28 protein-coding genes are annotated in these 26,964 nt (G+C 41.9%); 20 read left to right on the top strand and 8 right to left on the bottom strand.

The features are described from left to right. The 4 genes from ACO067_RS00335 to ACO067_RS00350 all read right to left on the bottom strand — a co-directional run bounded on the left by ACO067_RS00335 (nucleotide 1) and on the right by ACO067_RS00350 (nucleotide 4,283). Complete coding sequence (locus tag ACO067_RS00335; protein WP_421869054.1) at nucleotides 1–1,143, bottom strand: M20 metallopeptidase family protein; 1,143 nt, start codon at nucleotides 1,141–1,143, stop codon at nucleotides 1–3. A 3-nt stretch (nucleotides 1,144–1,146) separates the two neighbouring features. After that, on the bottom strand, nucleotides 1,147–1,590 hold the full coding sequence (locus tag ACO067_RS00340; RefSeq protein ID WP_421869057.1) for a GNAT family N-acetyltransferase: 444 nt from the start codon (nucleotides 1,588–1,590) through the stop codon (nucleotides 1,147–1,149). Between the two features lies 1 nt (nucleotide 1,591). Further along, nucleotides 1,592–2,980, bottom strand: a complete 1,389-nt coding sequence (locus ACO067_RS00345) for a sodium:solute symporter family protein (RefSeq protein ID WP_421869060.1) — start codon at nucleotides 2,978–2,980, stop codon at nucleotides 1,592–1,594. A gap of 118 nt (nucleotides 2,981–3,098) precedes the next feature. Beyond that, complete coding sequence (locus ACO067_RS00350; RefSeq protein ID WP_421869063.1) at nucleotides 3,099–4,283, bottom strand: serine hydrolase domain-containing protein; 1,185 nt, start codon at nucleotides 4,281–4,283, stop codon at nucleotides 3,099–3,101. 134 nt (nucleotides 4,284–4,417) lie between these two features. Here ACO067_RS00350 and serA point away from each other — a divergent pair, with 134 nt between their 5' ends. The 4 genes from serA (at nucleotide 4,418) to ACO067_RS00370 (ending at nucleotide 9,214) form a co-directional block, all read left to right on the top strand. Beyond that, entirely contained in the window at nucleotides 4,418–6,310 is a 1,893-nt protein-coding gene (gene serA, locus ACO067_RS00355; RefSeq protein WP_421869066.1) for a phosphoglycerate dehydrogenase, read from the top strand. Between the two features lie 90 nt (nucleotides 6,311–6,400). Beyond that, nucleotides 6,401–6,787 carry a monothiol bacilliredoxin BrxC family protein gene (locus tag ACO067_RS00360; protein ID WP_421869069.1) on the top strand — a complete coding sequence of 129 codons (387 nt, stop codon included), beginning with the start codon at nucleotides 6,401–6,403 and terminating at the stop codon, nucleotides 6,785–6,787. 255 nt (nucleotides 6,788–7,042) lie between these two features. Next, entirely contained in the window at nucleotides 7,043–8,116 is a 1,074-nt protein-coding gene (locus ACO067_RS00365) for an aminotransferase class V-fold PLP-dependent enzyme (RefSeq protein ID WP_421869072.1), read from the top strand. A gap of 168 nt (nucleotides 8,117–8,284) precedes the next feature. Next, nucleotides 8,285–9,214: a universal stress protein gene (locus ACO067_RS00370; protein WP_421869075.1), complete on the top strand. Its 930-nt coding sequence runs from the start codon at nucleotides 8,285–8,287 to the stop codon at nucleotides 9,212–9,214. Here ACO067_RS00370 and ACO067_RS00375 read toward each other — a convergent pair. Then, nucleotides 9,211–9,687 carry a MarR family winged helix-turn-helix transcriptional regulator gene (locus ACO067_RS00375; protein WP_421869078.1) on the bottom strand — a complete coding sequence of 159 codons (477 nt, stop codon included), beginning with the start codon at nucleotides 9,685–9,687 and terminating at the stop codon, nucleotides 9,211–9,213. The two genes, ACO067_RS00370 and ACO067_RS00375, sit on opposite strands and share 4 nt — an antisense overlap. Nucleotides 9,688–9,824: 137 nt before the next feature. Here ACO067_RS00375 and ACO067_RS00380 point away from each other — a divergent pair, with 137 nt between their 5' ends. The 7 genes from ACO067_RS00380 to ACO067_RS00410 all read left to right on the top strand — a co-directional run bounded on the left by ACO067_RS00380 (nucleotide 9,825) and on the right by ACO067_RS00410 (nucleotide 17,136). Further along, nucleotides 9,825–10,364 carry an RNA polymerase sigma factor gene (locus tag ACO067_RS00380; RefSeq protein ID WP_421869081.1) on the top strand — a complete coding sequence of 180 codons (540 nt, stop codon included), beginning with the start codon at nucleotides 9,825–9,827 and terminating at the stop codon, nucleotides 10,362–10,364. Nucleotides 10,365–10,397: 33 nt separating this feature from the next. Then, nucleotides 10,398–10,814: a hypothetical protein gene (locus tag ACO067_RS00385; RefSeq protein WP_421869084.1), complete on the top strand. Its 417-nt coding sequence runs from the start codon at nucleotides 10,398–10,400 to the stop codon at nucleotides 10,812–10,814. Between the two features lie 2 nt (nucleotides 10,815–10,816). Next, complete coding sequence (locus ACO067_RS00390; RefSeq protein ID WP_421869092.1) at nucleotides 10,817–11,302, top strand: hypothetical protein; 486 nt, start codon at nucleotides 10,817–10,819, stop codon at nucleotides 11,300–11,302. 20 nt (nucleotides 11,303–11,322) lie between these two features. Continuing rightward, nucleotides 11,323–12,408 (top strand): hypothetical protein, encoded by a 1,086-nt coding sequence (locus ACO067_RS00395; protein ID WP_421869095.1) that lies wholly within the window; start codon nucleotides 11,323–11,325, stop codon nucleotides 12,406–12,408. A 74-nt stretch (nucleotides 12,409–12,482) separates the two neighbouring features. After that, complete coding sequence (locus ACO067_RS00400; RefSeq protein ID WP_421869098.1) at nucleotides 12,483–14,108, top strand: CTP synthase; 1,626 nt, start codon at nucleotides 12,483–12,485, stop codon at nucleotides 14,106–14,108. Nucleotides 14,109–14,130: 22 nt separating this feature from the next. Next, complete coding sequence (gene yidC / locus ACO067_RS00405; protein ID WP_421869101.1) at nucleotides 14,131–15,948, top strand: membrane protein insertase YidC; 1,818 nt, start codon at nucleotides 14,131–14,133, stop codon at nucleotides 15,946–15,948. Between the two features lie 129 nt (nucleotides 15,949–16,077). After that, on the top strand, nucleotides 16,078–17,136 hold the full coding sequence (locus tag ACO067_RS00410) for a sensor histidine kinase (RefSeq protein WP_421869104.1): 1,059 nt from the start codon (nucleotides 16,078–16,080) through the stop codon (nucleotides 17,134–17,136). Nucleotides 17,137–17,145: 9 nt separating this feature from the next. Here ACO067_RS00410 and ACO067_RS00415 read toward each other — a convergent pair whose 3' ends face one another. Continuing rightward, nucleotides 17,146–17,331 carry a hypothetical protein gene (locus tag ACO067_RS00415; RefSeq protein ID WP_421869107.1) on the bottom strand — a complete coding sequence of 62 codons (186 nt, stop codon included), beginning with the start codon at nucleotides 17,329–17,331 and terminating at the stop codon, nucleotides 17,146–17,148. 318 nt (nucleotides 17,332–17,649) lie between these two features. Here ACO067_RS00415 and ACO067_RS00420 point away from each other — a divergent pair, with 318 nt between their 5' ends. The 7 genes from ACO067_RS00420 to ACO067_RS00450 all read left to right on the top strand — a co-directional run bounded on the left by ACO067_RS00420 (nucleotide 17,650) and on the right by ACO067_RS00450 (nucleotide 24,861). Next, nucleotides 17,650–18,423: a ParA family protein gene (locus ACO067_RS00420; protein WP_421869110.1), complete on the top strand. Its 774-nt coding sequence runs from the start codon at nucleotides 17,650–17,652 to the stop codon at nucleotides 18,421–18,423. Nucleotides 18,424–18,433: 10 nt separating this feature from the next. After that, entirely contained in the window at nucleotides 18,434–19,324 is an 891-nt protein-coding gene (locus ACO067_RS00425) for a ParB/RepB/Spo0J family partition protein (protein ID WP_421869113.1), read from the top strand. A 34-nt stretch (nucleotides 19,325–19,358) separates the two neighbouring features. Next, nucleotides 19,359–19,904 carry a DUF5683 domain-containing protein gene (locus tag ACO067_RS00430; RefSeq protein WP_421869116.1) on the top strand — a complete coding sequence of 182 codons (546 nt, stop codon included), beginning with the start codon at nucleotides 19,359–19,361 and terminating at the stop codon, nucleotides 19,902–19,904. After that, nucleotides 19,904–20,623 carry a 4-hydroxy-tetrahydrodipicolinate reductase gene (dapB, locus tag ACO067_RS00435; RefSeq protein WP_421869119.1) on the top strand — a complete coding sequence of 240 codons (720 nt, stop codon included), beginning with the start codon at nucleotides 19,904–19,906 and terminating at the stop codon, nucleotides 20,621–20,623. Before ACO067_RS00430 ends, dapB begins: the two co-directional genes overlap by 1 nt. Nucleotides 20,624–20,626: 3 nt before the next feature. After that, on the top strand, nucleotides 20,627–22,087 hold the full coding sequence (gene lepB, locus ACO067_RS00440; RefSeq protein WP_421869122.1) for a signal peptidase I: 1,461 nt from the start codon (nucleotides 20,627–20,629) through the stop codon (nucleotides 22,085–22,087). A gap of 85 nt (nucleotides 22,088–22,172) precedes the next feature. Beyond that, a complete protein-coding gene (locus ACO067_RS00445; protein ID WP_421869125.1) occupies nucleotides 22,173–24,041 on the top strand; it encodes a cation:proton antiporter in 1,869 nt (622 codons plus the stop codon). A gap of 118 nt (nucleotides 24,042–24,159) precedes the next feature. Next, nucleotides 24,160–24,861 carry a DUF4397 domain-containing protein gene (locus ACO067_RS00450; RefSeq protein WP_421869128.1) on the top strand — a complete coding sequence of 234 codons (702 nt, stop codon included), beginning with the start codon at nucleotides 24,160–24,162 and terminating at the stop codon, nucleotides 24,859–24,861. A gap of 54 nt (nucleotides 24,862–24,915) precedes the next feature. Here ACO067_RS00450 and ACO067_RS00455 read toward each other — a convergent pair whose 3' ends face one another. Both ACO067_RS00455 and ung read right to left on the bottom strand, forming a co-directional pair. Further along, complete coding sequence (locus ACO067_RS00455; RefSeq protein WP_421869130.1) at nucleotides 24,916–25,062, bottom strand: hypothetical protein; 147 nt, start codon at nucleotides 25,060–25,062, stop codon at nucleotides 24,916–24,918. Between the two features lie 3 nt (nucleotides 25,063–25,065). After that, nucleotides 25,066–25,728 (bottom strand): uracil-DNA glycosylase, encoded by a 663-nt coding sequence (gene ung / locus ACO067_RS00460; RefSeq protein ID WP_421869133.1) that lies wholly within the window; start codon nucleotides 25,726–25,728, stop codon nucleotides 25,066–25,068. A 79-nt stretch (nucleotides 25,729–25,807) separates the two neighbouring features. Between ung and apaG the strand changes: the two genes are divergently transcribed. Beyond that, nucleotides 25,808–26,194, top strand: a complete 387-nt coding sequence (gene apaG, locus ACO067_RS00465; RefSeq protein ID WP_421878252.1) for a Co2+/Mg2+ efflux protein ApaG — start codon at nucleotides 25,808–25,810, stop codon at nucleotides 26,192–26,194. 4 nt (nucleotides 26,195–26,198) lie between these two features. After that, nucleotides 26,199–26,960, top strand: a complete 762-nt coding sequence (locus ACO067_RS00470) for a hypothetical protein (protein ID WP_421869136.1) — start codon at nucleotides 26,199–26,201, stop codon at nucleotides 26,958–26,960. Nucleotides 26,961–26,964 lie beyond the last annotated feature (4 nt).

Genomic DNA, 26,964 nt, shown 5'->3' on the forward strand with positions numbered 1-26,964 from the left:
TTAGTGTTGTAGGTTGGAGATCACCTGGTAAAAAACATTTGTTGCAGTTTCGATGATTTCATCCGGAAAGTCATAATCCGGATTGTGCAGTGCAGGCCAGTTTTCTCCAGAGCCGATCCCAAACATTGCACCTGGAAACTTTTCTGTAAATATACCAAAGTCTTCGCCCCATTTAAATGGAGTCTCTCTTTCGATGCTCTTTAAACCCAAATCGTCAGCTGCTTTCTTTACTGCGCTGATCACTTCTCCATTGTTTTTATTAGCAAAAAAGCTCTGTGTCCATTCAATTGTCACTTTTAATCCATGCTTTTCACCAATTTCCCGTGCGATACGCTCACACTCATTTTCGAAATCCTGAATGATTTCATTTTGCCATGCTCTCAGAGTGAAATGGAGCTCACCATAGCCTGCAGAGACTCCATAAGAGAAATCTCCCATGGTCGTGTAAATAGGTGTGGCAATTTTAAACTTAGGATCCTTTAAATCCGGAACATTCCGATCCAGAAAAGCCTTCGTCATTTCAGCCATAGCCAAAGCCGGGTTGATGCCCTTCTCGGGTTCCGCAGCATGAGAAGTCTTACCATGTAGTTTGATAATGATGCTATTGGCAGCTGCAGTAAATGTCCCCTCCTTCCAAACGATGGTATTGGTCGGATAACCCGGCAGATTGTGCAAAGCCACCACATGATCTGGTTTTATGTCCTCAAATTTAGGATCGTTGATGACTCCTTTCGCACCCTCGCCGTTCTCCTCAGCCGGTTGAAATAGAAGGATGACATCCCCTTTCTCGACTGGCTTATCGGAGAGCGTTCTGGCCAGGGCATACAATATGGAAGCATGACCATCATGACCACATTTGTGGCTTATTCCATCTTTGGTCGATTTGTATTCAAAGTCATTGGTCTCCTGAATGGGCAACGCGTCAAAGTCACCACGTATCATGATTGTTTTGCCGGGTTCCTTCCCTTTGAATATAGCGGCTATGCCATATTGATCAAATTCAATTAGTTCATCAGGCTGACAATCAGACCGCAATTTTTCCTTAAGTGTATGGGATGTTTCTTTTTCCTCGCAGGATAATTCGGGGTGTTGGTGCAAATGTCTCCTGAGAGCAATTGCATCCTCCAAAATTTGGTTAGTCATTAACTATGATTTATTTAAACGCATCTCCAGATACTTGTTGGTGAACCCAAGCTTCTCATATAAATGCTTTGCAGGGTTATCTGGTTCCACGTGTAAAGCTATATTGCCTTCAGCAGTTTCAATAGCTTTTTGCATCATGGCTTTACCATATCCTTTGCCACGCTTTTCTCTGTGGGCCGCGATATATACGAGGATGTTTTCAGGAATGTAGCCTTCCATGCCGGTTTTGTTGACTACTACGGCTCCTACAATCTCTCCTTCATCACGACCTACTACCACAAAACCACCAGGGGTAATGCCTTTATTTAATGCATAATTGATTGCCTTCATGATGTCCGATTTCTCATCACCATACTGATCGAGGTGGTCGAATAGAAAATCACGGACTTGCTCCATTTCCACAAGTCCAACAGTATCTGAAGGTCTAAGAACTTTTATATCTAACATTCTACTTTAAATTATGAGTGAATTGATTTATAACAACAAACGATACCAGGGAGGCGCTGATTCCGAAAATATTGGCATCCAAACCTAACGGCAACTCGATACCTGTAATAATGAGAGTAATGGTGGTTCCACCTCCTAAAAGCATTGACCAAAATGCAGCATTTGGACTTGGTTTATGGACGAACAGGCCTCCCAGCACTGGAATAAACAATCCAGAAACCATAAACGCATAAGAATACAGCATCAATTCCAGCACACTTTGCATCATGGATGCCAGGATCAGTGCAAATGCTCCGATGACAAAGGTAAGGATTTGTGACAGCCTCAAGAATTTCTTCTGATCGGCATTTTTATATCCCAGTATATCAGTCACCAGATTACCTGATGAAGCCATCAAACAACTATCAGCTGTAGAAAGTACCGCTGAAAAATAGGAAGCCATCATCAGTCCCATAAGACCAGCAGGCAAGATAGTCCGGAGCAGCATGGGCAAGCCTGTTTCGGCATCCATTCCCTCAGCACTTTCATAGCCGAGATAGGCAAACATACCTGTCTCTGCTCCTACCCGGGCAAACATTCCCAGCATCACTCCCATAAACGCCATGATGGGCCATTCAAACAAACCGGCTATATACCAGGCCTTCTGAGCCTCTTTTTCACTTTTGCAGGCATAGATGCGTTGGTAGAGTGTCATTCCCACAAACCAAATAGGAATGATCGTTACACTCCAGTTCACAATATCCTGCCACGTGATATTGGAGAGACTCAGGAATTCATTTGGTAAAATCTCACGAATCTTTTCGTATCCACCTACTTCAATGTACCCAAGAGGCAAGCCAATGAAGACCAATCCTGAAAGTAAGAGTGCCCACTGAATGGTATCGGTATAAATGACCGCTTTTAAGCCGCCCATTACCGTATAAACCACGGCAATCACACCCATGATGATCAGGGCATAATTCAGACTTAATCCTTCGAAAGTTGATGAAGCAAGTTTAGCTCCTGCTAGTAACTGAGAGCTGGTAAATCCCGCATATCCGATGGCAGAAATGATCCCTGCAAGCAATGCTGTTTTCTTGTCATAGAATATACTGAAGATCTGTGGAAAAGTGAACAGCTTGCTGAACTGAGGCAAAGCACTCAGTCTAGGAATAAGAATAACTGCTGCCAGCCAGGCACCGATCAGTCCGGTAAATAGCATCCAGGATCCTGATAATCCCATGGTAAACCCAAGTCCACCCAGACCTATAGAGAAGCCTCCACCAACATCCGTTGCAACTACTGAAAGCCCCACGTGCCAGGAAGACATAGTTCGCCCTCCAACATAGTAATCATCAGTACTCTTGTTTTTATTCAGGAAGAAGACCCCCACTCCCAGCATTGCAACCATGTATATAAAAAAAATGAGGAGGTCGACCCAGTGGATACTCAAACCGATTTGTTGATTTTTAGGTTAAAAGAAAGCTTTTTAAAGCAACGAGCCTTGTAAATGATTGTTTAAAATATTTTCAATTTTCCCGTATCGCATCAAGGTAATCGTAAATCAACTGGTGTATGGTAGGGCGAATATTCAGTTCATATAGAAGACGATGCGTTCGATCCGGATAGACTCTGTTGGATAGGAATACAAATACTAGATCATAATCTGGATCTGCCCATGCCAGAGTACCTGTATATCCAGTATGACCAAAGCTTCTGACACTAGCAGATTTACCCACACTGCTGCGGATAGAGTCGTACTCAAGTAGTGGCTTGTCAAACCCAAGAGCCCTTCGGTTATCTAGGTTGCCATACTGAGTAGCTGTAAACAGATCTACTGTGGATGGAGACAAGTACTGATATCCATCCAGATTTCCATCGGCCAGCAGCATCTGCCAAAGAGTGGCCACATCTATAGCATCTCCAAACAAGCCTGCATTACCAGAAACCCCATTCATCATGATGGCTCCTTCGTCATGTACTCGACCATGGATAGCCTCATGCCTAAAAAAAGTGTCAATTTCAGTAGGAACGATTCGCTCTAGCGGAAATTCACTTGCTGGGTTGAAACAGACCGTTTGCATATCCAAAGAATCATAAAAGAAGGTCTCTAAATATTCTTCAAATCCCATCCCTGAAAGGTTTCGGACCATTTCTGGTACCAGGTAAAAAAACAGCCCCGAATACACATAATGAGGCTGTTTTTCTATTGGAGCTCTTTTGATCATTTTCTTGATTTTCTTTTCATAAAAATCTCTGTGAAGAAACAAGTTGTCTGTGAGTTGAATTGGGAATTTTTCAGAGTACTCTGTTGAAATGGTATTGCGCTTGTACGTCCCATTTCCTCTTTTGATTTCATTATAGTATTGTATCCAGCTTTTGATTCCTCCCTGATGCGCGAGTGCTTCTCTGATTGATACCTTTCCAAATTTACTCCAGCCCATTCCATTCACATACTCTTTAATGGGTTGATCAAGCGCTACCTTACCTTGATCGTATAGCTTCATGAGTGCTAGGGTGGATGCCATCACTTTGGTGAGAGAAGCCAAATCATAAATATCAGATACGTAGACCGGATTCAGGCTATCATAGGTGTGATATCCATACGATTCATACACCAAAGGTTTGCCTTGATAACTAGCGTAAACAACCGCTCCAGGAAAAGCTTCTTTTGAAATTGCGGAATTCACAATAGAATCTATGTCTTTTTGCAATTTTCTTAAAATCAGTGAAGAGTCACTTTTTTGAGAGTATACCTTTTGAAAAAAAAAGAGTAATAATGTGAAAATGATTGTTTTATATGCCATCAAGCTACTTAATTTTGGGGCCTTTCAGAGATAGCGAACTTATGGAAAATCAGAAACATTTCGTAATTGATTTTGATAGTACTTTCACGAGAGTTGAGGCGTTGGATGTTCTCTGCGAAATCTCTCTTCGGGGACAGCCCGATGCGACAGAATCACTACAGAAGATAAAGGACATTACGGATTTGGGAATGGAGGGTAAGATCTCTTTTCGTGAATCTCTGGAACAGCGCTTGGAAATATTAAAAGCACACCGTTCCCATCTTCCTGAACTCATTGCCCGATTGAGCGATCAGGTTTCAGAATCGTTTCAGCGAAACCGTGAGTTTGTGAAGAAATATGCCGATCAAATCTACATTCTATCGAATGGATTTAAAGATTTCATCGTACCAATTGTAGAACATTTTGGTATCACCGAGGATCGGGTATTTGCCAATGAGTTTGTTTATGATGATGCAGGGAACATTGTTGGATTCAATAAAGACAACATGCTTTCTGAAAACAATGGTAAGCCCAATAAAATCAAATCTCTGAACCTAAAGGGAGAAGTGTATGTACTGGGTGATGGCTACACTGATTATGAAATCAAAAAAGCAGGAATTGCTCATAAATTCTATGCTTTTACTGAAAACGTACGGAGGCAGAATGTATTGGAAAATGCCGATCATGAAGCACCAAACTTAGACGAAGTACTTTATTTGAATAAAATGGAAAGAGCACTCTCCTACCCTAAAAGCCGAATCAACGTGCTGTTGCTTGAAAATATCCACGAGCATGGGGTAAGAAAACTACAAGAAGAAGGCTATAATGTAAAAGTTCATCCAGCTGGAATGGATGAAGATGAGTTGTGTGAGGCCATTAAGGATGTATCCATCATCGGTATTCGATCCAAAACACAGATTACCAAGAAAGTGTTGGACAATGCAAACCGTCTGCTGGCGGTAGGTGCATTTTGTATTGGTACCAATCAAATAGACCTGGTTGAATGCCAGCGAAAAGGTGTAGCCGTATTCAACGCTCCTTTTTCTAATACGCGCTCTGTAGTAGAGCTGGCCATTGCTGAGATCATCCTACTGATGAGAAACATTCATGACAAGTCAATGGGCATGCACAATGGCCGCTGGGATAAATCAGCAAAAGGAAGCTTTGAGGTCAGAGGTAAAACCCTCGGAATCATTGGCTATGGCAACATTGGTGCTCAGCTTTCAGTGGTGGCTGAATCAATTGGTATCAAAGTGCAGTTTTACGATCTGGAAGAAAAACTCGCTCTGGGCAATGCTGTGCAATGCAAGTCGCTTGATGATCTGTTGGAAACATCTGACATGATCACGCTTCATATTGATGGCCGACCTGACAATTCGGGCTTTATGAAGGAAGAGCACTTTGCCAAAATGAAAGATGGGGTAATTTTCCTGAACCTGGCCAGAGGTCCAGTAGTAGATATCGCAGCACTGAAGAAATATGTACTCTCAGGTAAGATCAGAGGTGTAGGTGTGGATGTATATCCTGAAGAGCCTAAAAGCAATGATGAAGAGTTTACTTCAGAGCTCAGAGGCCTGCCGAACACGATACTCACACCACATATTGGAGGAAGCACACTGGAAGCTCAGGAGAATATTGCCGATTTTGTGCCTGGCAAAATCATGGAATACATCAATACCGGATCTACCAACAACAGCGTGAACTTTCCTAATATCGTACTACCTACTCTCAAGGATGCGCATCGTTTCATTCATATTCACAAAAATGAGCCAGGAATCCTGGCTAAGATCAACCATATCCTGGCAAATCATAACCTGAATATTGTTGGGCAATACCTGAAAACGAATGAGGAGATCGGATATGTGATCACTGACATCAACAAAAACTACGATGAGGAGGTCATTAAAAATCTAAAAAACATAAAAGAAACTATTAGATTCAGAGTATTGTATTAGTTTGGATGTCAATTATTATTTAAATTGAAAAATCTATCCGTAGTAAGCGTTGAAAAACGTATCTTGAAGAAGTATAGTTAGTAGTCGCCAATGAGTCAATCACCGTTTTGGAAATCCATCGGAAGTCTTGATGCCCTCGAACAAGTGATTCAGGGATCTAAGACCAAACCTGCTTTAGTCTTTAAGCATAGGGCTTCATCACCAGACAGTATTGAGAAGAAAATCGAGCTGGAGAATAATTGGAATATTTCCAAAGAGATTGTTGATGTCTACATCGTTGACGACATCAAGGATAGAGACGTATCGCTCGAGATAGCAGAACTAGCTGGTATCCAACACGAATTCCCACAAGTAGTACTTTTTGCAGATGGTGTCACCATGTATGATGAGTCTCATGACATGATCAGTGTGAAGAAAATCAAACTCGCGCTCAAGATTGTCAACCGTACCTTCAAATGGATGGAGACCAGAGCATAAAAAAAGCTTTCGGTGTCCGAAAGCTTTTAATACCGTTCAGAGTGATTTTAACCCCATAATTAATAGGATTTGAGCTGTGAAGATGGGTCAAAGATCCACTGTTATCCTGAATCAGCAAGCTGATACGAGGCCCCGACGTATCGAGGTGAGGCCCAATTTTGCCATCCCACTTGACTCGGTATTGTTTTAGTGTTAGGTTAAAAACAATGTTCCGAACGATTTTACAAACTTAAAATTAGCGTATCAATAAACCAGATGAAACACCAGATATATTTCACACCAGGTCCCTCCCAAATCTATTACACAGTACCTGACCACCTCAAAAGTGCAGTTAAGGAAGACGTAATGTGCATCTCACACCGTGGAGCAGCATTTCAGAAAATCTTCGGGCAAACGAGATCCTCATTAAAAACGCTGCTTAATGTACCGGACGGATATGATATCTATTTTACTTCGTCAGCAAATGAAATCTGGGAGCGCATTATTCAAAACCTGGTCATTGAGTCTTCGCACCATTTCATCAATGGCTCCTTTGCAAAGAAATTCTATCAGTTTGCTCAGAGTTATCAAAAGTCCTCTACTCACACAACAGTGGCGGATGGTCAGGATTTTGAAGATCTCAGTATTCCAGAGGGTACTGAGTTGATTTCAGTAACACTAAATGAAACGAGTATTGGCTTTGGCTTTGACCAAAACAAACTAAAGCAACTCCGAGAAGCACATCCCGATAAGCTCATTGCCTTGGATGGAGTGAGTGCCTTCCCGGCAGTAGGGCTTGACCTAAACCTGGTGGATACTGCTTATTTCTCAGTACAGAAGTGCTTTGGACTGCCTGCAGGTCTTGGTGTTTGGGTTGTAAATGAGCGTTGTTTTCAGAAGTATGAAGAAGTAAAAAAAGCCGGAGTTGTTACGGGAAGCTACCACGACCTCAGTGATTTGAAGTCTAATGGAGATAAAAACCAAACACCAGAAACGCCAAACATTCTGGGTATCTATTTACTGGGAAAAGTATGTGAAGACATGCTCTTTAGGGGAGCAAAGATGATCCAGAATGACACCATCTACAAAGCAACTATTCTGTATCAAGCGCTGGAAAGGAGCCCTAAATTTAATCCCTTTATCGATCAAAAAACGACCCGATCCAAAACGGTAATTGTAGCTAATTGTGAAGGAGGAAATGCTGCCATACTCAAAGCACTAGCAGCGAAAGGATTCGTTATTGGGAAAGGATATGGCAGCTACAAAGACAGCCATATTCGTATTGCCAATTTCCCGGTTCATTCTAAAGAGCAAGTGGAACTAATTTGTGATTTGATCGATTCATTTTGACGAAACAAAAATTTGTTTAGCGCAGTATATTGATGTGAATTCAAGAGATTCGAAAAGAAGATTTACTAATACCTGAAGATTCTTCTGAATATTTATTCAAGTTTTAAAAAATGGTATCTTGTTTTCATTATAGCTTTGCAAACAAATCGCTTTACTCGTTAAATAACCATGTATAAATACAGTAAAATCCTTGTAGGACTTGATAACACTGAAGTTGATAAAAACCTGATAAAGGCAGCTTCAGATGTATGCAAACTTTCGGGATCCAAAGTTGTCTATTTTGTCAATGTGCTTCGAGAGATGAACCTGCCTGAGCAGGTGAAAAAGGAGTTTCCAGATTTGCTGGATAGAGCCATTTCCGAGCGACAAAAGGAACTTCAAACCACTATTGATAAGTACTTTGATTACAGCAATGCGGAGATCATTGTAAACGTGATAGTGGATGAAGGTCAGGTGACGAAGACTTTGCTGAAATATGCTGGCAATGAGAAAATCGACCTGATAGTGCTGGGTAGAAAAAATGAAAGCAAAGGTGGAGGTGTCGTGATTAGCAGAATTGCGCGCAGAATTGCCTGCTCTTTGTTAATCATTCCTAAAGGATCAGATTTCAAAATAGGTAACGTACTCGTCCCTACAGACTTTTCTGATTATTCCAAAAAGGCATTGGAAAAGGCCACTACACTCATTAAAAAGTCGAAAAATGAATCTGCTAAGATGTTCATCCAGAATGTCTATCAGGTTCCGGTTGGTTACCACTATACAGGAAAGTCATTCAAGGAATTCTCGGAGATCATGAAGCAGCACGCCAAAAGTGACTATGAGAAATTCACTAAAACGGTTGACTTAAAAGGTGTAAATACAGAGCAAACTTACACGCTAGACAAAGACGATGATATCATCACCGACATCTATAAAACAGGTAAAAAAATCAATGCGGATCTCATCGTTATTGGAGCCAAAGGCCGTACAGCTGCAGCTTCGTTGTTTATTGGTAGTAAGGCAGAAAAATTGATTCAGGTAGATTCAGATATTCCACTGTTAGTCGTAAGACCAAAAGGTAAGATTGCTGGATTTATGGAAATGATCCGGGAGATTTAATCTTCCTGATCAGTTGCTTCAGGTGCTACTCTCAGCTTATCCAACAGATTGTTGAGTGTAGCACATTCATCTTCCGAAAGGTTTTGCATTAGATTTTCCCACTCTCCCATTTGGCCATCTATTTCTGAGAGTAAGTCCAGTCCTTTTTGTGTGATTAAAACATCCACCGCCCTACGGTCTTGAGAGCACTGCTTTCGTTCTACCAGACCTTTCTTCTCTAGCTTATCTACAATCCTGGAAGCATTGGAACTCTTATCAAGCATACGCTCGATGAGCAAATTCACTGTTGCTGGATTTGGGTATTGCCCTCTTAGTATTCTTAATATGTTGTATTGCGGAGTGGTAACATCAAACTTTTTGAAAAACCCAATTTGCGTTTGATTGAGCCAGCTATTGGTATAGATAATATTAATCAGAGCTTTATTAAATTCACTCTTGAAATGTGATTGCTTAATGTCTTCAGAGATACCCATTCAGTTAATCAAAATTATTTACAACTACATTAAATGTAACAACACAAAGAAGTTTTCTGTTCTGCAAAATAAAAAAATTCCATCATTGATTAAACCTTTTAACCAAGTAGTCATCTAATGAGCGTATCGCCTTTAACTTGGAAGATTCACAGATCATAGCCAAACTACAAGATCCTGACACTCGTCATTACGGGTTCAACCTGATGTTAAATACCTATCAGCAGCGAGTGTATTGGCATATACGCAAAATGGTCATCATACATGAGGATGCGGATGACCTCACACAAAACACCTTCATCAAAGCCTGGAATAGCCTGGACAAATTCAGAGGAGATTCGAGCTTATACACCTGGCTATACCGCATCGCAACCAACGAATCATTAAATTTCCTCAAGAAAAAGAAACGGTGGAGTGTTTTCTCTGCCAATAGTTACCAGGAAGTGTTGGAAGGGCAGCTAGCTACTAGCGATGGGATATCAGGTGATGCCATAGAGTTGAAACTACAGAAAGCTTTGCTGACACTACCTGATAAGCAACGTCTGGTGTTTAACCTCAAGTATTTTGATGAAATGAAGTTTGAAGAAATTGCTGACATTACCAACACGAGTGTTGGAGCATTAAAAGCAAGCTATCACCATGCTGTAAAAAAAATTGAGAATTATTTGAGATTGGATTAAACCATTCTGAATCAGAACAATCTAAATGAATAGATGAAACGCAGACTTGACGATATTGACAAAATAAATCACCCTTTTACAGTGGAGGATGGCTATTTTGATGATCTCACTCAGAAAATTCAAAGTAGAGTGAGTAGTAGGTCGTCAGCTACTTTTTATTTACAGTGGAAGTGGGCCGTTGCTCCTGTTATAATCGCCATTATTTTTGTTGGTGCGTACTGGTTAAACTATAGCTACTCCACTCCAACCAGTTCAGAACTTATCGCTGAGTTATCAACAGATGAGATACTCAACTATCTAGAGTATGCAGAGCTTACAGAGCAAGAACTACTCTCCATTACTCCTGAGGGCACATTGGAGGACATGTCTGATCTTGATGAAATCAATCTATCCGACGAAAACCTCAACGAACTAATGAACACATTTGACTTAAATGAACTAGACATATAGCCATGAAGACTTTATTGTATACCCTCGCCATACTGGCGTCATCTCTAGCAATGGCTCAAGTGGACGCTATGGATAAGCTGGAAGCAGCAAAAATCGCACTCATCACAGAACGACTCGAACTTACTCCAGAGCAGGCGGAGAAGTTTTGGCCCATTTATAGACAGTATGCTCAGGAACAGCAAAACATCAGGAGGGAGTTTCAGGAGTTGAAACAAGGTTATGACCCACAAAAAGCGTCAGATCTCGAAAACAAGCAAATGCTTGATAAGGGATTGAAGCTACGCGAACGCCAATTGGATCTGGATAAGACTTATACCAATAGAATGCAGAATGTCATTACTACCAGACAGCTTATGAGTCTGAGAAAAGCCGAAGATGATTTCAAGCAGATGCTTATCAAGCGAATCAGACAGCAGCAGCAACAGCGCCAGGACATGCAGAATCAGCGTCAGAGAAACAACGAAAACATGCAACAAAGGAAGAATTAACACCTACCAACTACCTGATTTTGAAATATTTATTTTCCTTGATTCTGTTTTTGCTGATCGATTCATTTAGCTATGGACAGCAAGCCGACAGCTTAAGCTTTGAAGAGCAATTTGCTCAATTGGAAGCGGAGATGGACTCTCTTTCTATCTTCTTTCTGCTCGACAGCATGATGAATAACCTGTCAATGCCCAGGTACTCAGAGCTGAATATCCGCACCAGTTACAATAGCAATCTGACCAGTGCCGGACGAAACTATGACTTCAATCAACAGAATGTAAGCCCTGGCTTATCATTTTACCATTCCTCAGGTGCCTTCATTGATTATTCAGGATTTTGGAATTCCGGAATCAGTCCTCGCTATAACCTTTCGGTATTTACTCTTGGTTATATGGGAAGGATCAACCAGAGATGGAATTTTAGCAGTTCGTATGAGCGTTGGTGGTATCACGGAGAGCATTCAAACCCACTCAACAATGTCCTGGGCAACACCATCACCTACTCTCGCAAGATAGGATATGCTTCTCTGGATTATAGCGTGCTTTTCGGTGACGAGTTGGCACATCGGTTAATTGGTTCTGTCACTGGAATCATCGACCTGCACAAATGGTGGATTTTTGAATCGATCAAATTACTTCCCAGCGGCACCATGATCTTCGGCAATGCGGACATCACTACTCGCTATGATGGCAGTTTGATCGATGCTCTAAGATCGGATAGCTATGTCCGGGACAACCTGGACTCCAGGGAATTCATACAATACGTCAACTCTGTATTGACAGAAGAAGAAAAAGCACTGCGCCGGCAGATCATCGAAAACAGGTCGCTCAGTAGGCGCGAGCGCAGAGAACGTCTCACCCTACTCTACTTTTCAAACCCAGATGTTTATGGGTATGTAAATGACCTACTCTCCACCACGGAAAACCAATATGGCATCATGAATTACAGCTTTTCCCTCCCACTTTATCTGTCTACCAAGTCTTTCAACTTCATTTTTAACTATACTTACTCCATACCTGTAAGCCTGCCCGGCGAACAATTTGAAATGGATCCAATCGGATTTTTCGGGGCCTCAGTCATTTACAGAATTCCTTTCAATAATAAATAGATAGATCATTCATATTTAGAGGAATACTCTATCTTTGCATCCCGTAACAATACGAACAGAACAACACATACTTAATGTCCAAAGTAAAATACATCTTCGTTACGGGCGGCGTAACTTCTTCGCTGGGAAAAGGCATCATTTCGGCTTCACTTGGTAAACTCCTTCAGGCTAGAGGTTATTCCGTAACCATCCAAAAATTCGACCCATATATCAACATAGATCCGGGTACGCTTAACCCATATGAACATGGGGAGTGCTACGTTACTGATGATGGAGCAGAGACAGACCTTGACCTTGGACATTATGAACGATTTCTAGGCATTCCTACCAGCCAGGACAACAATGTTACCACTGGAAGAATCTACTACAATGTTATCCAGAAGGAGCGTGAGGGCGAGTTTTTAGGAAAAACTGTTCAAGTAGTTCCACACATTACCGATGAGATCAAGAACAATATCTACAAGCTGGGTGAGACTGGTAAATTCGATATAGTGATTACAGAACTTGGTGGCTGTGTCGGTGATATCGAATCCCTTCCCTTTATAGAGGCTGTTCGTCAGGCTCGACTGGAACTTGGACCTTCTAATTGCATATCAATTCACCTGACTTTGGTTCCTTACCTGAAGACTGCTGGTGAACTCAAAACCAAGCCTACTCAGCACTCCGTCAAAGAACTTTTGGAAGCTGGAATTCAGCCAGACATCTTGGTATGTCGGTCAGAATATCCATTGACTACTGAAATTAGAAAAAAGCTAGCATTGTTCTGCAACGTACCGATCAACTCGGTAATTGAATCCCTTGATGCAGAAACCATCTACGACGTACCAATCCTCATGCGTAAGGAGAAGCTTGACGAGCGGGTATTGGCTAAGTTCAAGCAATCCTACAAAAGAGAGCCGAAAATTGATGCCTGGAAGGAATTTCTAGGCCGATTAAAAAACCCAACCAGCCAGGTGAAGATTGGCTTGGTAGGTAAATACGTGGAGCTAAAAGATGCCTACAAGTCAATAGCTGAAGCGTTTGTTCACGCTGGTGCTGTGAATGAATGCAACGTGGTGCTGGATTGGATCCATGCAGAAGAAGTGGAGGAGAGTAATGCAGATAAATTATTTAAGGAACTTGACGGAATTTTAGTGGCTCCAGGATTTGGCGAGCGAGGCATTGAGGGTAAGATAGTTACCGTAAAATATGCTCGTGAAAACAAGGTCCCATTCTTCGGAATTTGCCTGGGAATGCAAGTAGCTGTAATAGAATTCGCCAGAAATGTACTAACGCTTAAGAAAGCAAACAGTACAGAGATGGATCCTAAAACCAAACACCCTGTGATTGATATCATGGAGGATCAGAAGAATATTAAAAACATGGGCGGTACCATGCGTCTTGGCGCCTATGACTGTAACGTGAAAAAAGGGACAAAGGCCTACAACGTATATGGTCATGCCAAGATATCCGAAAGGCACCGTCACCGATACGAGTTCAACAACCAATACCTGGAACAATACGAAAAAGCAGGTATGATTGCATCGGGTACTAACCCAGATACGGGATTGGTAGAAATCATGGAAATCCCAGATCATCCTTGGTTTGTTGGGTCTCAGTATCACCCAGAACTCAAATCAACAGTGGTGAATCCTCACCCACTTTTTGTGAAATTCGTGAAAGCCGCGATCAATTACCGAAGAGAAAAAGAAAGCAATTAATAAGTAAGAGATAAGAAGAATAATGGATAGAAATCAATTAATTGGTTTGATTTTGATGTTGGTGTTTATCACCATCTATTTTCAATTTTTTGCACCAGAAGCAGAGCCAACAGACGTGGCAGAGATTACTGCTGACTCTGTAATCGTCCAAAACAAAGATGCAGAAGTCAGCTCTACGCCGACTACCACCCTATCAGATAGTGCACGAGCCAAACTGAATGAAATGAAATTCGGTATGTTCTCCCCTGCATCTGTAGGAACTGAACAAATCACCACTTTCGAAAACGAGCAAATGATTGTTTCCTTTTCATCCAAAGGTGGTACAGTACAGAAAATCGTATTGAAGGACTTTGTAGACTTCAAGGGAGATCCGCTGGTACTGATTGACGACCAGCATGCAGCTCAGCACATCTATGTAGAGCATTTGTCCCGATCTATTGATTTGTCAAACTTGTACTATGAGACCAAAGGCTCAGGCCAAAAGCTTCAAAGTGGAGATACTGCCACTTTGGTTTACACAGTGAGCCTGCCAGAAGGTCAATCCATCACTTACACTTACACCATACCAGGTGAAGGATATGAAATTGGAATGACGGTCAGACAAAGTGGGTTGGAGTCCTTGATAGGACAGAAAGTTCAATTTGCCTGGAATCAACGGATGAACCGACTGGAGAAAGACTTCAAAGATGCGCGTAACCGATCCACAGTGAAGTACCGATTTACTGATGGGGATGTAGACGAATTGTCGGGTACATCTGCTGAAAAAGAGGAAGAGAGTTTGGAACTAGCCACTTCATGGGTCTCGTTCAGACAAAAGTTTTTCACTTCAGCCATTATCGCTGAAAAGCCCTTTACTGGTGGTTATGTAAGTAGCTACATTAACCAGGCAGACACCAATGCAGTAAAAAACGTGGAGATGTCCATGACCATGCCCTATGGTGATTTCATTGGTAATCAGACCAACTTTAAGTTCTATTACGGACCGAATAACTACAGCATCTTGAAAGATGTGGCGCCGGACTTCTCTGAAAACGTAGAGCTCGGCTGGAGTATCCTCCGATGGATCAACAAGTTTGCCATCATACCGATCTTCCACTTCCTGGAGCAATACATCGGTAACTATGGGATCATCATTATCATCATGGTCTTTATCGTACGACTGGTTCTGTCTCCATTGACTTACAAGTCACACATCGGGATGGCGAAGATGCGCGTATTGAAGCCTGAGCTGGATGAAATCAAAGCCAAGCATGATGGAGACATGCAGAAGGCGCAGCAAGAGCAAATGGCACTTTACCAGAAAGTGGGAATCAATCCTCTAAGTGGGTGTATCCCGATGGTGCTACAAATGCCGATTCTTTTTGCGATGTTCTACTTCTTCCCTAACTCCATCGAGTTGAGACAAGAAAGCTTCTTGTGGGCACATGATCTATCTACCTATGATAGTATTTTAAACTTACCGTTCACCATTCCATTTTATGGGGATCATGTGAGTCTGTTCACTCTACTAATGACCGCTTCTACCATATTATACACATGGTCAAACAGCCAGGTAACTACGGTACAAGGGCCAATGAAATCCATCCAATATGTGATGCCAATCATGTTCTTGTTCTTCCTAAACAGTTACTCTGCTGGATTGACGTTTTACTATTTTGTTTCCAACATCGTTTCATTTGGGCAGATTACTCTCTTCCGAAGAGTAATAGATGAGGACAAGATTTTGAGAAAGCTGGAAGAGAACAAAAAGAAGAACGCCAACAAGAAAAAATCATCGTTCCAACAGCGGCTCGATGAAGCAATGAAAGCTCAAGAACAAAAGAAGAAAAAGAAGAAGTAATTCTAGCAGAAATAATTCCCACTGAACGCTCAGGCCTCTGGTCTGAGCGTTTTTTGTTTCGTAGATATCCAGGTTCTAATTAGTTTTATTGTTGCTTATTTTGAATACCATCAACCAAATCTTTGTCCAATGAAAATCTATGGATACCTCTCGAAAGTGCCCTTTCTCAAGCGTTATTCATTCAAATTCTTATTTGTTGCCTTTTTAGGTATACATATCCCTTTGCTAGCAGTAATAGGTGTCATTCTCTACAACCAGGGAGGAGACTTCTCTGCTCTGAATATTTTTCTTCTCGTGTTGGTTTTTACTTTGCTGGCAACAGTCATCACCTTACTAACACTCAATAGTTTATTGGCTCCATTGGTGGAGACCAAAACATCTCTGGAACGATATGCAGACACTGGAGAAATCCCCAACATACCCACCGAGTTTGAGGATGAAGCCGGGATTGTGATGCGAAATGTTCAAAACACAATAGTCAAAATAGAGAACATGCTCTCCACTCAGAGAGACATTACGTCCCTCCTTTCTCATGATCTGAGAACCCCGGTAGCAGAAATCATCGGTGTAGCTCAAGTGATGGATCCAGAAGACAAGGAAGAACATGCCTTACTTTCCAAACAAATCGTGAAATCCGGAGAGAGTCTCATGGAAATGCTCCAATCAGTGCTTACCATGTTGAGACTGGACACACTGGAATTGCAGGAAGAAGATCTAAGCGAAGTGAATCTAAGAGAGTTTGTGGAGGAGCTGCTGGAAGAGTCACAGGTTCGGATGAACCGCAAGCGCATCAAAGGGATAAATGAAGTGCCTGAAGGAATTATTGTTTCTGTCAACGAAATCACTTTCAAACATGTGTTGGAAAATCTGATCAATAATGCTATCAAATTCACTCCAAAAGATAGTGAAATCAGAATTGGAGCTTCTGTATCGGATGACCAAACGAGTATTTATGTCAAAGATTCGGGTATAGGACTTGAGCCAGGAACGGAAGAAAAAATATTCGACCGATTTACCAGACATGGTAGGTTAGGTACGGAAAACGAAAAAAGCACTGGTTTGGGACTTTACCTGACCAAGCGCATTGTAGAAATGCACCACGGCCACATCTCAGCATCAAGCCAGGGAAAAAACCTGGGCACTACACTGACGATCAGCTTACCATCAGCAAAACGAAAAACGTCGTGAAGACTTCAACTACTTTTTGCGTGAAGCAACTAAAAGGGCCAGACCAGCTCCAATTGCAAAAGAGCCTATAATTGGTGGACCGTTTACGATCCATTCCAACTGGTCCCCTCTTACACCTCCCTGATACCAACCAAATGCCAGCACCAAGATGCAAATGATTCCAATGGCCAAAAATATATAAGCTAAAGATTTCATAATGAACTCTTTATCATGTTCAACAGGGATAACCAGTGATTGTTTCACGTAAGACAACTACCTTTTCCATTAGAATTTCATGCTCACTGTGATGTATTTCATGTCTCCCTCCATGGAATGATCTATTGACAAGCATAAGAGAAAGTAATCAACGATTTATACACAATTGAAATGTTAATTACCTGATTATTAAGACTGTAGATGATAGCTTAATCTTCAAGACATCAATTCTTTCCATGCTTGTCTTTATCTTGTCTTTAGGTTAAATATATTTGTGTCCTTTTCATTTTTAGAAAAGATCCTAAACTCTTCGATACTATGGGTAAAATCATTGCGATAGCAAATCAAAAAGGTGGTGTTGGTAAAACAACTACTGCAATAAATCTCGCTGCAAGTCTTGCTGCACTGGAACTAAAAACGTTGATAGTGGATGCAGATCCACAGGCCAATGCGACTTCTGGTGTGGGAAAAAACCCTAAAGAAGTAGAAGTAAGCATCTACGAATGCATGGTAGATGGTGCGGATGCTGAAAAAAGCATCGTGAAAACCGATATTAAATTCTTAGATCTATTACCATCACACATAGACCTGGTAGGTGCGGAAGTGGAAATGGTGAGTATTGCTCAGCGTGAGGAGAAGATGAAGCAGGCATTGGGTAAAGTGGTGGATCAATACGATTACATCATCATTGACTGCTCCCCATCTTTGGGGTTGATCACCGTAAATGCACTGACTGCAGCTGACTCAGTGATTGTACCTGTACAATGTGAATACTTTGCATTGGAAGGTTTGGGCAAACTGCTCAACACCATCAAGATCATCCAAAACCGCTTGAACCCAGATTTAGAAATTGAGGGCATTTTGCTGACTATGTATGATCTCCGTCTAAATCTATCCAATCAGGTAGTAGAAGAAGTGAAAACACACTTCAAATCAATGGTATTTGATACGTTGATTCCAAGAAATATCAAGCTCAGTGAATCCCCAAGCTTTGGCGTGCCAGCCATCTCACATGATGCTGAGAGCAAAGGTTCACTTGCTTATCTCAACCTGGCGCGTGAGATCATGCAACGAAACGAAGTAACCGCATAGCATTTAGCAGATGGCAGACAAGAAGTGGAAAAAGAAGACTGGATTAGGTAGAGGGCTTGGCGCACTTCTGGAAGATTCAGACGAGAAGAAAGAAATAAGCGGATCTGGCGCTACCATAAGAGGTGCTATAAACGAAATACCCGTAGAGGCGATTGAGGTGAACCCATTTCAGCCAAGAACAGACTTCAATGAAGAAGCACTTGAAGAACTGGCTGAATCAATTCGGGTACAAGGCATCATTCAGCCAATTACGGTAAGGGCACTTTCTGAAAATGAATTTCAACTAATCTCAGGAGAGCGAAGACTACAGGCGAGTAAGCGCGCAGGACTGGAGATGATTCCTGCTTACATTCGTACTGCGGATGACCAGCAGATGCTGGAGATGGCGTTGATTGAAAACATTCAGAGAGAAAACCTCAACGCTATTGAAATAGCGCTCAGTTACCAACGTTTACTATCCGAATGTGATCTAAAGCAAGAGCAGCTAGGTGACAGAGTAGGCAAAAACAGAACAACGGTAAACAATTACCTAAGACTGTTAAAACTCCCTCCAGACATCCAGATTGCTCTTCGGGACAACACACTTTCCATGGGCCACGCCAGAGCGTTGATTAGCATAGAAAATGTAGATCAGCAGCTTGATATCTTCAAGAAGATCATCAATGAAGGTCTGTCTGTGAGAAAAGTGGAGCAGCTGGTAAGAGATCTCAGTAAAAAGAAAGAAGCTCCAGCTGCAAAAGAAGAAGTTAATCCCGAGATTACTAACTTGCAGAAAAAATTAACGTCGCACTTTGGGACTAGCATCAAGATCAAGGCAGATAAAAACAATAAAGGTGAAATCAAGATCCCTTTCGTATCAGCTGAAGAGTTGGAACGAATTCTCGAACTGCTTCAAGTCTAACAAGACATTGAGAGTCATTTGCTACCTAGCATTAATGACTCTCTCCTATTACAGTCAGGGCCAAATCACTCGTTCGGACTCTATTTTCCTCAACCGCGAGGATATCGAAACCATCGAAACTTACTCGGAGTTAGATCCAAAAAAGGCAGCCATATTATCCGCAGTGTTGCCAGGCTTGGGACAAGCTTACAATAACCAGTACTGGAAAATTCCTCTTGTGTATGGAGGGGGCTTACTCATTGGCCACTACATCGAGTACAATCATCGCATTTACAACGAGTTTAAAAATGCACTTACCGCCGAGGCAGATGGCAATGACCTGACTATCAATCCATACGCAGGTAGGTTTAGCCAGGAGGCACTCACACGAAACCGCGATGCGTTCAGAAGAAACAGGGACATGCTCATTATTATTGCCGGTGCCTTTTATTTGCTCAACATAGTAGATGCACACGTTTCGGCCCATTTGCACGAATTTGACATCAATGAGAACCTTTCCATGAAAGTATCCCCTTCGATTCAGCCAACTCCATTATTTTCGCAAGCTGTAGGAGTTTCTGTTTCATTAAGATTGAAATAATGCGCATAGCACTGATAGGATATGGAAAGATGGGAAAATCCATCGAAGCAATAGGTAAATCAAGAGGACATCAGATTAGCTTCATCATTGATCAAAACAACCAGGATGAGATCAATGATATCTCTCCGGAGAATACCGATATTGCTATCGAGTTTTCACAGCCTGACTCAGCCTATTCCAACATTGTCACACTGCTGAATAATGGTGTTAAAACCCTCGCTGGAACAACTGGGTGGTTAGAGAAATATGAAGACGTTACCACTCTGTGTGCTGAGAAAAACGGCACCTTTCTTTACGCTTCTAATTTCAGCATTGGTGTCAACCTGTTCTTCGAACTAAATGAATGGCTCGCCAAAAAAATGGCTATGCTGGAAGGATATGAAGTCAGTATGGAAGAGATTCATCATGTACACAAAAAAGATGCTCCTTCAGGTACAGCCATTACTCTCGCTGAAGGCATTTTGGACCACAACAAGCGTCTGAGCAATTGGGTTAACGAACCTTCGAAAGACACTCATCAACTTGGTATAGTTTCGAAAAGAGAAGGTGAAGTTCCAGGAACACATTCCATACGTTATGATTCCTCTTTGGAGTCTATCGAAATCCAGCATATAGCCCACGACCGAAAAGTTTTCGCAGAGGGTGTAATAAAAGTAGCCGAGTGGGCGACTAACCAAACTGGTGTTTTATCTATTAAAGACTTTCTAAATCAAGATTGATCAATGTATTTAAATGATTTCAGCCTCACGTTTACCCTGGTGTTCATCATCGGGTGGTATGCGTTGCAATCCATAGCCTATTATAAATTCTTCGAAAAAGCCGAAAAGCCAGGATGGATAGGATTTGTTCCCTTTTACAATTACTATGTACACCTGGAGCTGGTAGGTCGACCAAAATGGTGGGTTTTCCTCTTGTTTGTACCAGTAGTGAACTTCTTCATTGCCCTGACCATCCATTTGGATTTGCTTAAGTCATTTGGTAAGTATTCTTATTTCGATCAAAGTGTAGGTGTGATCCTGGCTCCTTTTTACATGACCTATGTAGCCTGGAGTGATACCAAATATTTAGGAAAGGCGACAGAATTACCCAAGCGTAAGCGAACCTTCTCACAAGAGTGGTTTGAAGCAATCGTATTTGCTGTCTTTGCTGCTACGTTCATCCGATGGATATTCATGGAAGCCTACGTGATCCCTACTCCTTCAATGGAGCGATCACTTTTGGTTGGTGACTTTTTATTTGTGAGTAAGATCAATTATGGTCCGAGAACACCTAAAACACCAATACAAATACCACTAACACACGCGAAAATCTGGGGAACAGAAATCCCCTCTTACATAGACTGGATCGAGCTTCCACAGTTTCGTTTACCGTCATTAGGTAAAGTGGAGCGAAATGATGTGGTTGTGTTTAACTATCCTGTCAACGACAACTACAATCAGCGCCCAGACGGTGATTATCATCCATTGGATCTGAAGACACATTATATCAAGCGATGTGTGGCTGTTCCAGGTGATGTGCTAGAAGTGAGAGAAGGTGCTGTTTACATCAATGGAGCGAAGGGCGAAGACCCAGAACTTATGCAACATCGCTACTTCATTGAGACGGATCAAGTCATTAGAGATCGAGTTTTTAGTGACTATAAGATATGGGAATACGGCCCTGCAATGCGACCAAACGGATCTAAAGGCTACATAGCCTTGACCACTGCCGAGATGGCTAAAAAATTGGCTGCTCTGGATTTTGTCAAATCCGCCGAACCGATGTTCATGGATGCCGACAAACCAGAACCAAGGATTTTCCCGGATGCACGCTATTTTCCCTGGAATGCAGACAACTTTGGCCCATTGGAAATTCCTGGAAGAGGATTCACCATACAAGTGGATGAGTACAGTCTAGCCAAGTACGGTTCTACCATTCAGGACTATGAAGGCCTTGAAGACGTCAAAATAGATGTGGACAAACTAACTATCAACGGACAAGAAGTAAGTGAATATACGTTCACTAAAGACTATTACTTCATGATGGGTGACAACCGTCACAATTCAGAGGATTCACGCTACTGGGGATTTGTACCTGAAGATTACGTGGTTGGTGAGGCTTCTTTCATCTGGATGTCTATGGATGAGAAAGGATCCTTCCTGAACAAAATAAGATGGAGTAGGTTGTTTAATCCTATTGACTAATCACATAAAAATTTTTCTATTATCCCGGGTATCGGTATCATCTTTTATATCGATATTCGGGATTTAGCATTTAATAGGCTCAGGTATGTTAGAATTAGCAAGCATTTTTGTACTGGGAATCTTTGCACAGTGGCTAGCCTGGAAAATCAAGCAGCCAGCAATACTTCCGCTGATCCTAATAGGACTGGCTATTGGTCCGCTATCCACATTCTTCACCGAAGATGGTAGCAAGCTCATTGATGGAGATGCCATTTTTACTGGTGATTTACTCTTCTCATTTGTGTCTATCGCGGTGGGGGTTATCCTATTTGAAGGGGGACTCACTCTCAACATCAAAGAGATTCGTAGCCTGGCGGGCACCGTAAGGAACTTGCTAATCATTGGTGCCCTGGTGACCTTCATTGGTGGAGGACTGGCCGCTCATTACATTATGGAACTGAGCTGGCAGATTTCCTTTTTATTCGGTGCACTGATCATTGTATCAGGTCCGACAGTAGTTATTCCGATTTTGCGAAACGTTCGCCCCAACTCCAATGTAAACACAGTTCTGAAATGGGAAGGTATTTTGATCGATCCACTAGGTGCCTTAGTCGCCGTGTTGATGTACGAATTCATCTTGTCATCCAAGCATGGAAATGAATATCCGATGGAGGTCTTTCAAGACTTTTTCATCACCATCTCAGCAGGAATTGTAGCTGGAGGACTAGGAGCCTTCTTTCTTTACTCTTTGATTAAAAACAAGGCATTGCCCGAATATCTTCGCAACGTATTCACGCTTGCGTTGGTCATATTCACCTTCGCCTTTTCCGAATTGATACATGCAGAAGCAGGTCTGATGGCTGCCACAGTGATGGGGATTGTACTTGCCAATGTCAAACTGGAAGAGCTTAAAAAGATCTTGTCATTCAAAGAGGATATCTCAGTTATACTCATTTCCGTTCTTTTCATTCTCCTCTCATCTCGTATCGATTTCATCCAGATACAGAAACTAGGCTTGTCAAGCATCGTGCTGTTTTTTGTGGTCATTCTGGTCATCAGACCACTTGGTGTCCTTCTAAGCTCTTATAAATCTCACCTCAACTGGCAGGAGATCACCTTTATTTCCTGGATTGGTCCAAAGGGTATAGTAGCTGCTGCAGTGGCTTCGTTGTTCTCCTTAGACCTGATCAATGAAGGCAGCTATGTAGACCCAAAGGAGGCCGAGATGTTGCTGCCCTTGGTGTTTTCGATTATCGTTGGAACAGTAGTGCTTCAAGGATCGTCTGCCAAGCTAATTGCTAAATGGTTAGGCGTGGTGCGTGCTGAGCCTACTGGTTTTATCATAGTAGGTGCCAATGAACTGGCCAGGAAAATTGCTCAAAAGCTCAAAGATGAAGGGCTGTATGTCCTACTGGTAGACACCTCCGCTCCTAATGTGAAGGAAGCCAAAAAAAGTGGATTGAAAGCGGTTCAAGCCAATATCCTTGCCGAATCAATCTTTGACGACATTGATTTGTCCAAGATTGGAAAGCTAGCAGCGATTACTTCCAACTCAGGATTAAATGATCTGGCCTGCAAGTGGTTTGAAAAGGAGCTCGGTGAAGAAAACGTATTCCGATTGGCTAGCAAAGAGGAATCTGACAATGCAAATTTGCCTCTACCTGACAATGTGCTCTTCCACACCAGAGTGGACTTTGTGTTACTAGTTCAGATTTTGAGACATAAGGAAGCTTATCACGAGGTGCATTTTGAAAATAATGCCGAGTATGAAGAATTCATTGATAAGCATGAATCCAAAATCATTCCACTATTCTTTAAAGGAGAGGATCACATTAAGTTGATCACTGGATTGACCAAGAGAGGTGACAAAGATGACACTTTGATTTATCTCACAAAACCTGGCGTGGTAATGGATGAAGAAGATGAAGACTCACCTGACAATAGCGCATCATCCACTTCCAAGGATGAGGAATAACTTGTCAGAATGACAACTTAACTGTCAGGTTTTCAGCAATTTACCTACCAAAAGTCTTTGTAAGCTGTTGGCATGGCCTTTGCCCCTTTCACTATGAACTAAAATGAAAGGAGTAAACATGATGAGATTCATTAAGTCAACATTTCTAAACGGTGTCTTACTTGTTTCTTTGACGGCAATAGGACTAACATCTTGTAATGATGATGAATCAGACGAAATCATTGTCCCTGAGACCGCTTTCGTGTCTCTTTATCACGCCTCGCCCAATACCGGCGGGTTGGATATTGTAGTGGACAATCGTCAGATTAACTCATACCCTTTTGAATACAGCGAAGGAACTGGATACCTTAGATTTTACCCGGGAGAAAGACAAATCAAATTTACGCCGTATGACGCTAACAACAGCGTAATTGATACCACGGCGACTTTTGACGTTGCTAATGCTTACTCTCTGTTCGTTTCAGGCGATTACCCTGATATCAAAACTTTACTACTCAATGATGAAAGTGAAACCGAACAAGGTAACAGCGCCATGATACGAGTAGTAAATGTGTCACCAGACACGCCAGCTTTTGACGTGCTGAAGGAAGGTAACTCAGAGCCCCTTGTTGAAAGCCAAAGTTTCAATACGGGTTCAGACTTTATGACCACATCTACAGGATCAGTCAATTTTGACGTGATCAGTGATGATGATACCTTGCTCAACGTTGACGACATTTATTTGTCTCCTGGCATTTATTACACAATGATCATTAGAGGTTATGAAAATCCACCAAGCGGAAACGAACACTATCTAAGTGCTGAAGTGATTGTGAACTAAAATGCATCCTTAACACATGGCTATGAACCTACTTCATTTTTGGAGTAGGTTTTTTTACAATGCTGGATTAAACAAATCATTCAGATAGACCGCCACCCGCTGAATCACCCAAATGCACGCGATGATAATACCTACAAGCATCAAAAATCCTGGTAATGTATTCTTCGACTCCCGCCGACTCTGGTAGGGATTATTACTCATATGCTACCAATTTATCACATCCTTGCCGTTTAATGCTAGATATTCGTTGGTTTTTGAAAATGGTTTACTACCGAAGAACCCTTTGTGTGCTGCAAATGGAGACGGATGCGCTGACTGTATGACATAATGCTTGTTAGCATCAATCACAGCTCCCTTCCGCTGAGCATAGGCTCCCCATAGGATAAATACGAGCCCAGTCTTTTCTTCAGACAATTTGCGAATTACTGCATCCGTAAATTCTTCCCAGCCTTTGTTTTGATGTGAGCCGGGAGTACTGGCTCTAACCGTCAGCGTCGCATTTAGCAACAGAACACCTTGCTTTGCCCAACGCTCCAAGCTACCATGAGGTGGCATGTCCACGCCCAGATCATCTTTTAGCTCCTTGAAAATATTCACCAACGATGGAGGCATTCTCACTCCCTCTGCAACTGAAAAGCATAGTCCGTTGGCCTGACCAGGTCCATGATAGGGATCCTGACCGATGATGATCACTTTAGCATTGTCTAAAGTGCAGAAGTTAAAAGCATTAAATATTTTCTTGCCAGGCGGATAAACCTGATGGTCTTGATACTCCTGCTTCACGAACGAGACCAATTTGACAAAGTAGTCTTTCTCAAATTCGTCTTGTAATAAAATTTTCCAACTTGGCTCTATTCGTACATCCATTATTCAAAAAGAAAACTTTCGTGTTTTTTGTTGGCAATTTAACAGAGAAATCCTATAAATTTCACTTGAGAATATGGCAATGACTACTGACACAACAAAGGGAATCAAAGTGACCGTTGATACGGAGTATCAGCAGGAGTACTCCAATCCTGTGCAAAAGCATTACGTATTCACCTACCAGATTACCATTGAAAACCTCAGTGACAAAACCATTCAACTCATTTCACGTCATTGGGACATTGTAGACCTTACTTTTCCAAAACGTGAGGTAGATGGCGAAGGTGTAGTTGGTAAACAACCCATTTTAGAGCCAGGGCAAATGCATCAATACGTTTCAGGGTGCAATCTCAAATCTGGATTTGGAAAAATGTATGGCTATTATACCATGGAGCGATTGGTAGATGGCAAGCAATTCGAGGTAAATATACCTCAGTTCGAGATGGTGGTACCATTCAAGCTCAACTAGTTTATTGGCCTCTCCCCTTTTTACGTATGCCTCTTATCTTAACTATCGGCTGAAAGCGGTCAATGCACATGGATTACATTCTCCTTTCTTATTCGAACTTTACAACTTTGTATTCCATCACTGGGATGACCAAGAGAGCCAGCGCCTCAAACAGCTGAGAAACATCGACAACCCGAACGAAATCCTCAAATATACGGATCCCAGATACCTGGAAGACATTACCACTAGTGTAGGAAGAATTGCACGTCGGGTGACCAGCACCCACAAGTTCTCTTATTTACTTTATAAGCTCATCAATCACCTCAGGTATGAGCGAGTGCTGGAAGTAGGCACCTCTCTTGGCATCAATGCCGCCTATCTGGGAAGCTCCAAAGCACAAAGAGTTTGGACCATGGAAGGTGTGGAGGAGATTGCTGATTTGGCCATAAAGAGACTAAAAAAGTTGGAGTATGATCACGTGAGAGTAGTGAAAGGGTTGGTGGAGCATACATTCCGAGATTCTTTGACATTGAACCCTGAATTGATATTTATTGATGCGGATCACCGATCGGAAGCGATCTTTTGGTACCTGAGGATCATCAAAGAAATGAATGTGCCTGTTCAGTGCATCGTCATTCATGACATCTACTGGTCTCGTGACATGAACAAAGCCTGGAAGCAAATAGTAGCTGACGATCGTTATTCACTTACTATTGATTTGTTTCAGGCAGGAATTATTTTTCCAAACCACCCAATGGAAAAGCAACATTTCGTCGTTAAGTTCTGAGAAT

Origin of the sequence: Marinoscillum sp., assembly GCF_965229915.1 — a bacterium.
Classification (GTDB): Bacteria; Bacteroidota; Bacteroidia; order Cytophagales; family Cyclobacteriaceae; genus Marinoscillum.

Excerpts from the sequence above, each read along its gene's own strand:
- ACO067_RS00335 (WP_421869054.1), bottom strand. The coding sequence starts at position 1,143 with ATGACTAACCAAATTTTGGAGGATGCAATTGCTCTCAGGAGACATTTG.
- ACO067_RS00415 (WP_421869107.1), bottom strand. The coding sequence starts at position 17,331 with ATGAAATCTTTAGCTTATATATTTTTGGCCATTGGAATCATTTGCATC.
- ACO067_RS00340 (WP_421869057.1), bottom strand. The coding sequence starts at position 1,590 with ATGTTAGATATAAAAGTTCTTAGACCTTCAGATACTGTTGGACTTGTG.
- ACO067_RS00400 (WP_421869098.1), top strand. The coding sequence starts at position 12,483 with ATGTCCAAAGTAAAATACATCTTCGTTACGGGCGGCGTAACTTCTTCG.
- yidC (WP_421869101.1), top strand. The coding sequence starts at position 14,131 with ATGGATAGAAATCAATTAATTGGTTTGATTTTGATGTTGGTGTTTATC.
- ACO067_RS00455 (WP_421869130.1), bottom strand. The coding sequence starts at position 25,062 with ATGAGTAATAATCCCTACCAGAGTCGGCGGGAGTCGAAGAATACATTA.
- ACO067_RS00420 (WP_421869110.1), top strand. The coding sequence starts at position 17,650 with ATGGGTAAAATCATTGCGATAGCAAATCAAAAAGGTGGTGTTGGTAAA.
- dapB (WP_421869119.1), top strand. The coding sequence starts at position 19,904 with ATGCGCATAGCACTGATAGGATATGGAAAGATGGGAAAATCCATCGAA.
- ACO067_RS00445 (WP_421869125.1), top strand. The coding sequence starts at position 22,173 with ATGTTAGAATTAGCAAGCATTTTTGTACTGGGAATCTTTGCACAGTGG.
- ACO067_RS00385 (WP_421869084.1), top strand. The coding sequence starts at position 10,398 with ATGAAACGCAGACTTGACGATATTGACAAAATAAATCACCCTTTTACA.
- ACO067_RS00390 (WP_421869092.1), top strand. The coding sequence starts at position 10,817 with ATGAAGACTTTATTGTATACCCTCGCCATACTGGCGTCATCTCTAGCA.
- ACO067_RS00425 (WP_421869113.1), top strand. The coding sequence starts at position 18,434 with ATGGCAGACAAGAAGTGGAAAAAGAAGACTGGATTAGGTAGAGGGCTT.
- apaG (WP_421878252.1), top strand. The coding sequence starts at position 25,808 with ATGACTACTGACACAACAAAGGGAATCAAAGTGACCGTTGATACGGAG.
- ACO067_RS00375 (WP_421869078.1), bottom strand. The coding sequence starts at position 9,687 with ATGGGTATCTCTGAAGACATTAAGCAATCACATTTCAAGAGTGAATTT.
- serA (WP_421869066.1), top strand. The coding sequence starts at position 4,418 with ATGGAAAATCAGAAACATTTCGTAATTGATTTTGATAGTACTTTCACG.
- ACO067_RS00450 (WP_421869128.1), top strand. The coding sequence starts at position 24,160 with ATGATGAGATTCATTAAGTCAACATTTCTAAACGGTGTCTTACTTGTT.
- ACO067_RS00365 (WP_421869072.1), top strand. The coding sequence starts at position 7,043 with ATGAAACACCAGATATATTTCACACCAGGTCCCTCCCAAATCTATTAC.
- ACO067_RS00345 (WP_421869060.1), bottom strand. The coding sequence starts at position 2,980 with ATGGTTGCAATGCTGGGAGTGGGGGTCTTCTTCCTGAATAAAAACAAG.
- ung (WP_421869133.1), bottom strand. The coding sequence starts at position 25,728 with ATGGATGTACGAATAGAGCCAAGTTGGAAAATTTTATTACAAGACGAA.
- lepB (WP_421869122.1), top strand. The coding sequence starts at position 20,627 with ATGTATTTAAATGATTTCAGCCTCACGTTTACCCTGGTGTTCATCATC.
- ACO067_RS00360 (WP_421869069.1), top strand. The coding sequence starts at position 6,401 with ATGAGTCAATCACCGTTTTGGAAATCCATCGGAAGTCTTGATGCCCTC.
- ACO067_RS00430 (WP_421869116.1), top strand. The coding sequence starts at position 19,359 with ATGACTCTCTCCTATTACAGTCAGGGCCAAATCACTCGTTCGGACTCT.
- ACO067_RS00410 (WP_421869104.1), top strand. The coding sequence starts at position 16,078 with ATGAAAATCTATGGATACCTCTCGAAAGTGCCCTTTCTCAAGCGTTAT.
- ACO067_RS00370 (WP_421869075.1), top strand. The coding sequence starts at position 8,285 with ATGTATAAATACAGTAAAATCCTTGTAGGACTTGATAACACTGAAGTT.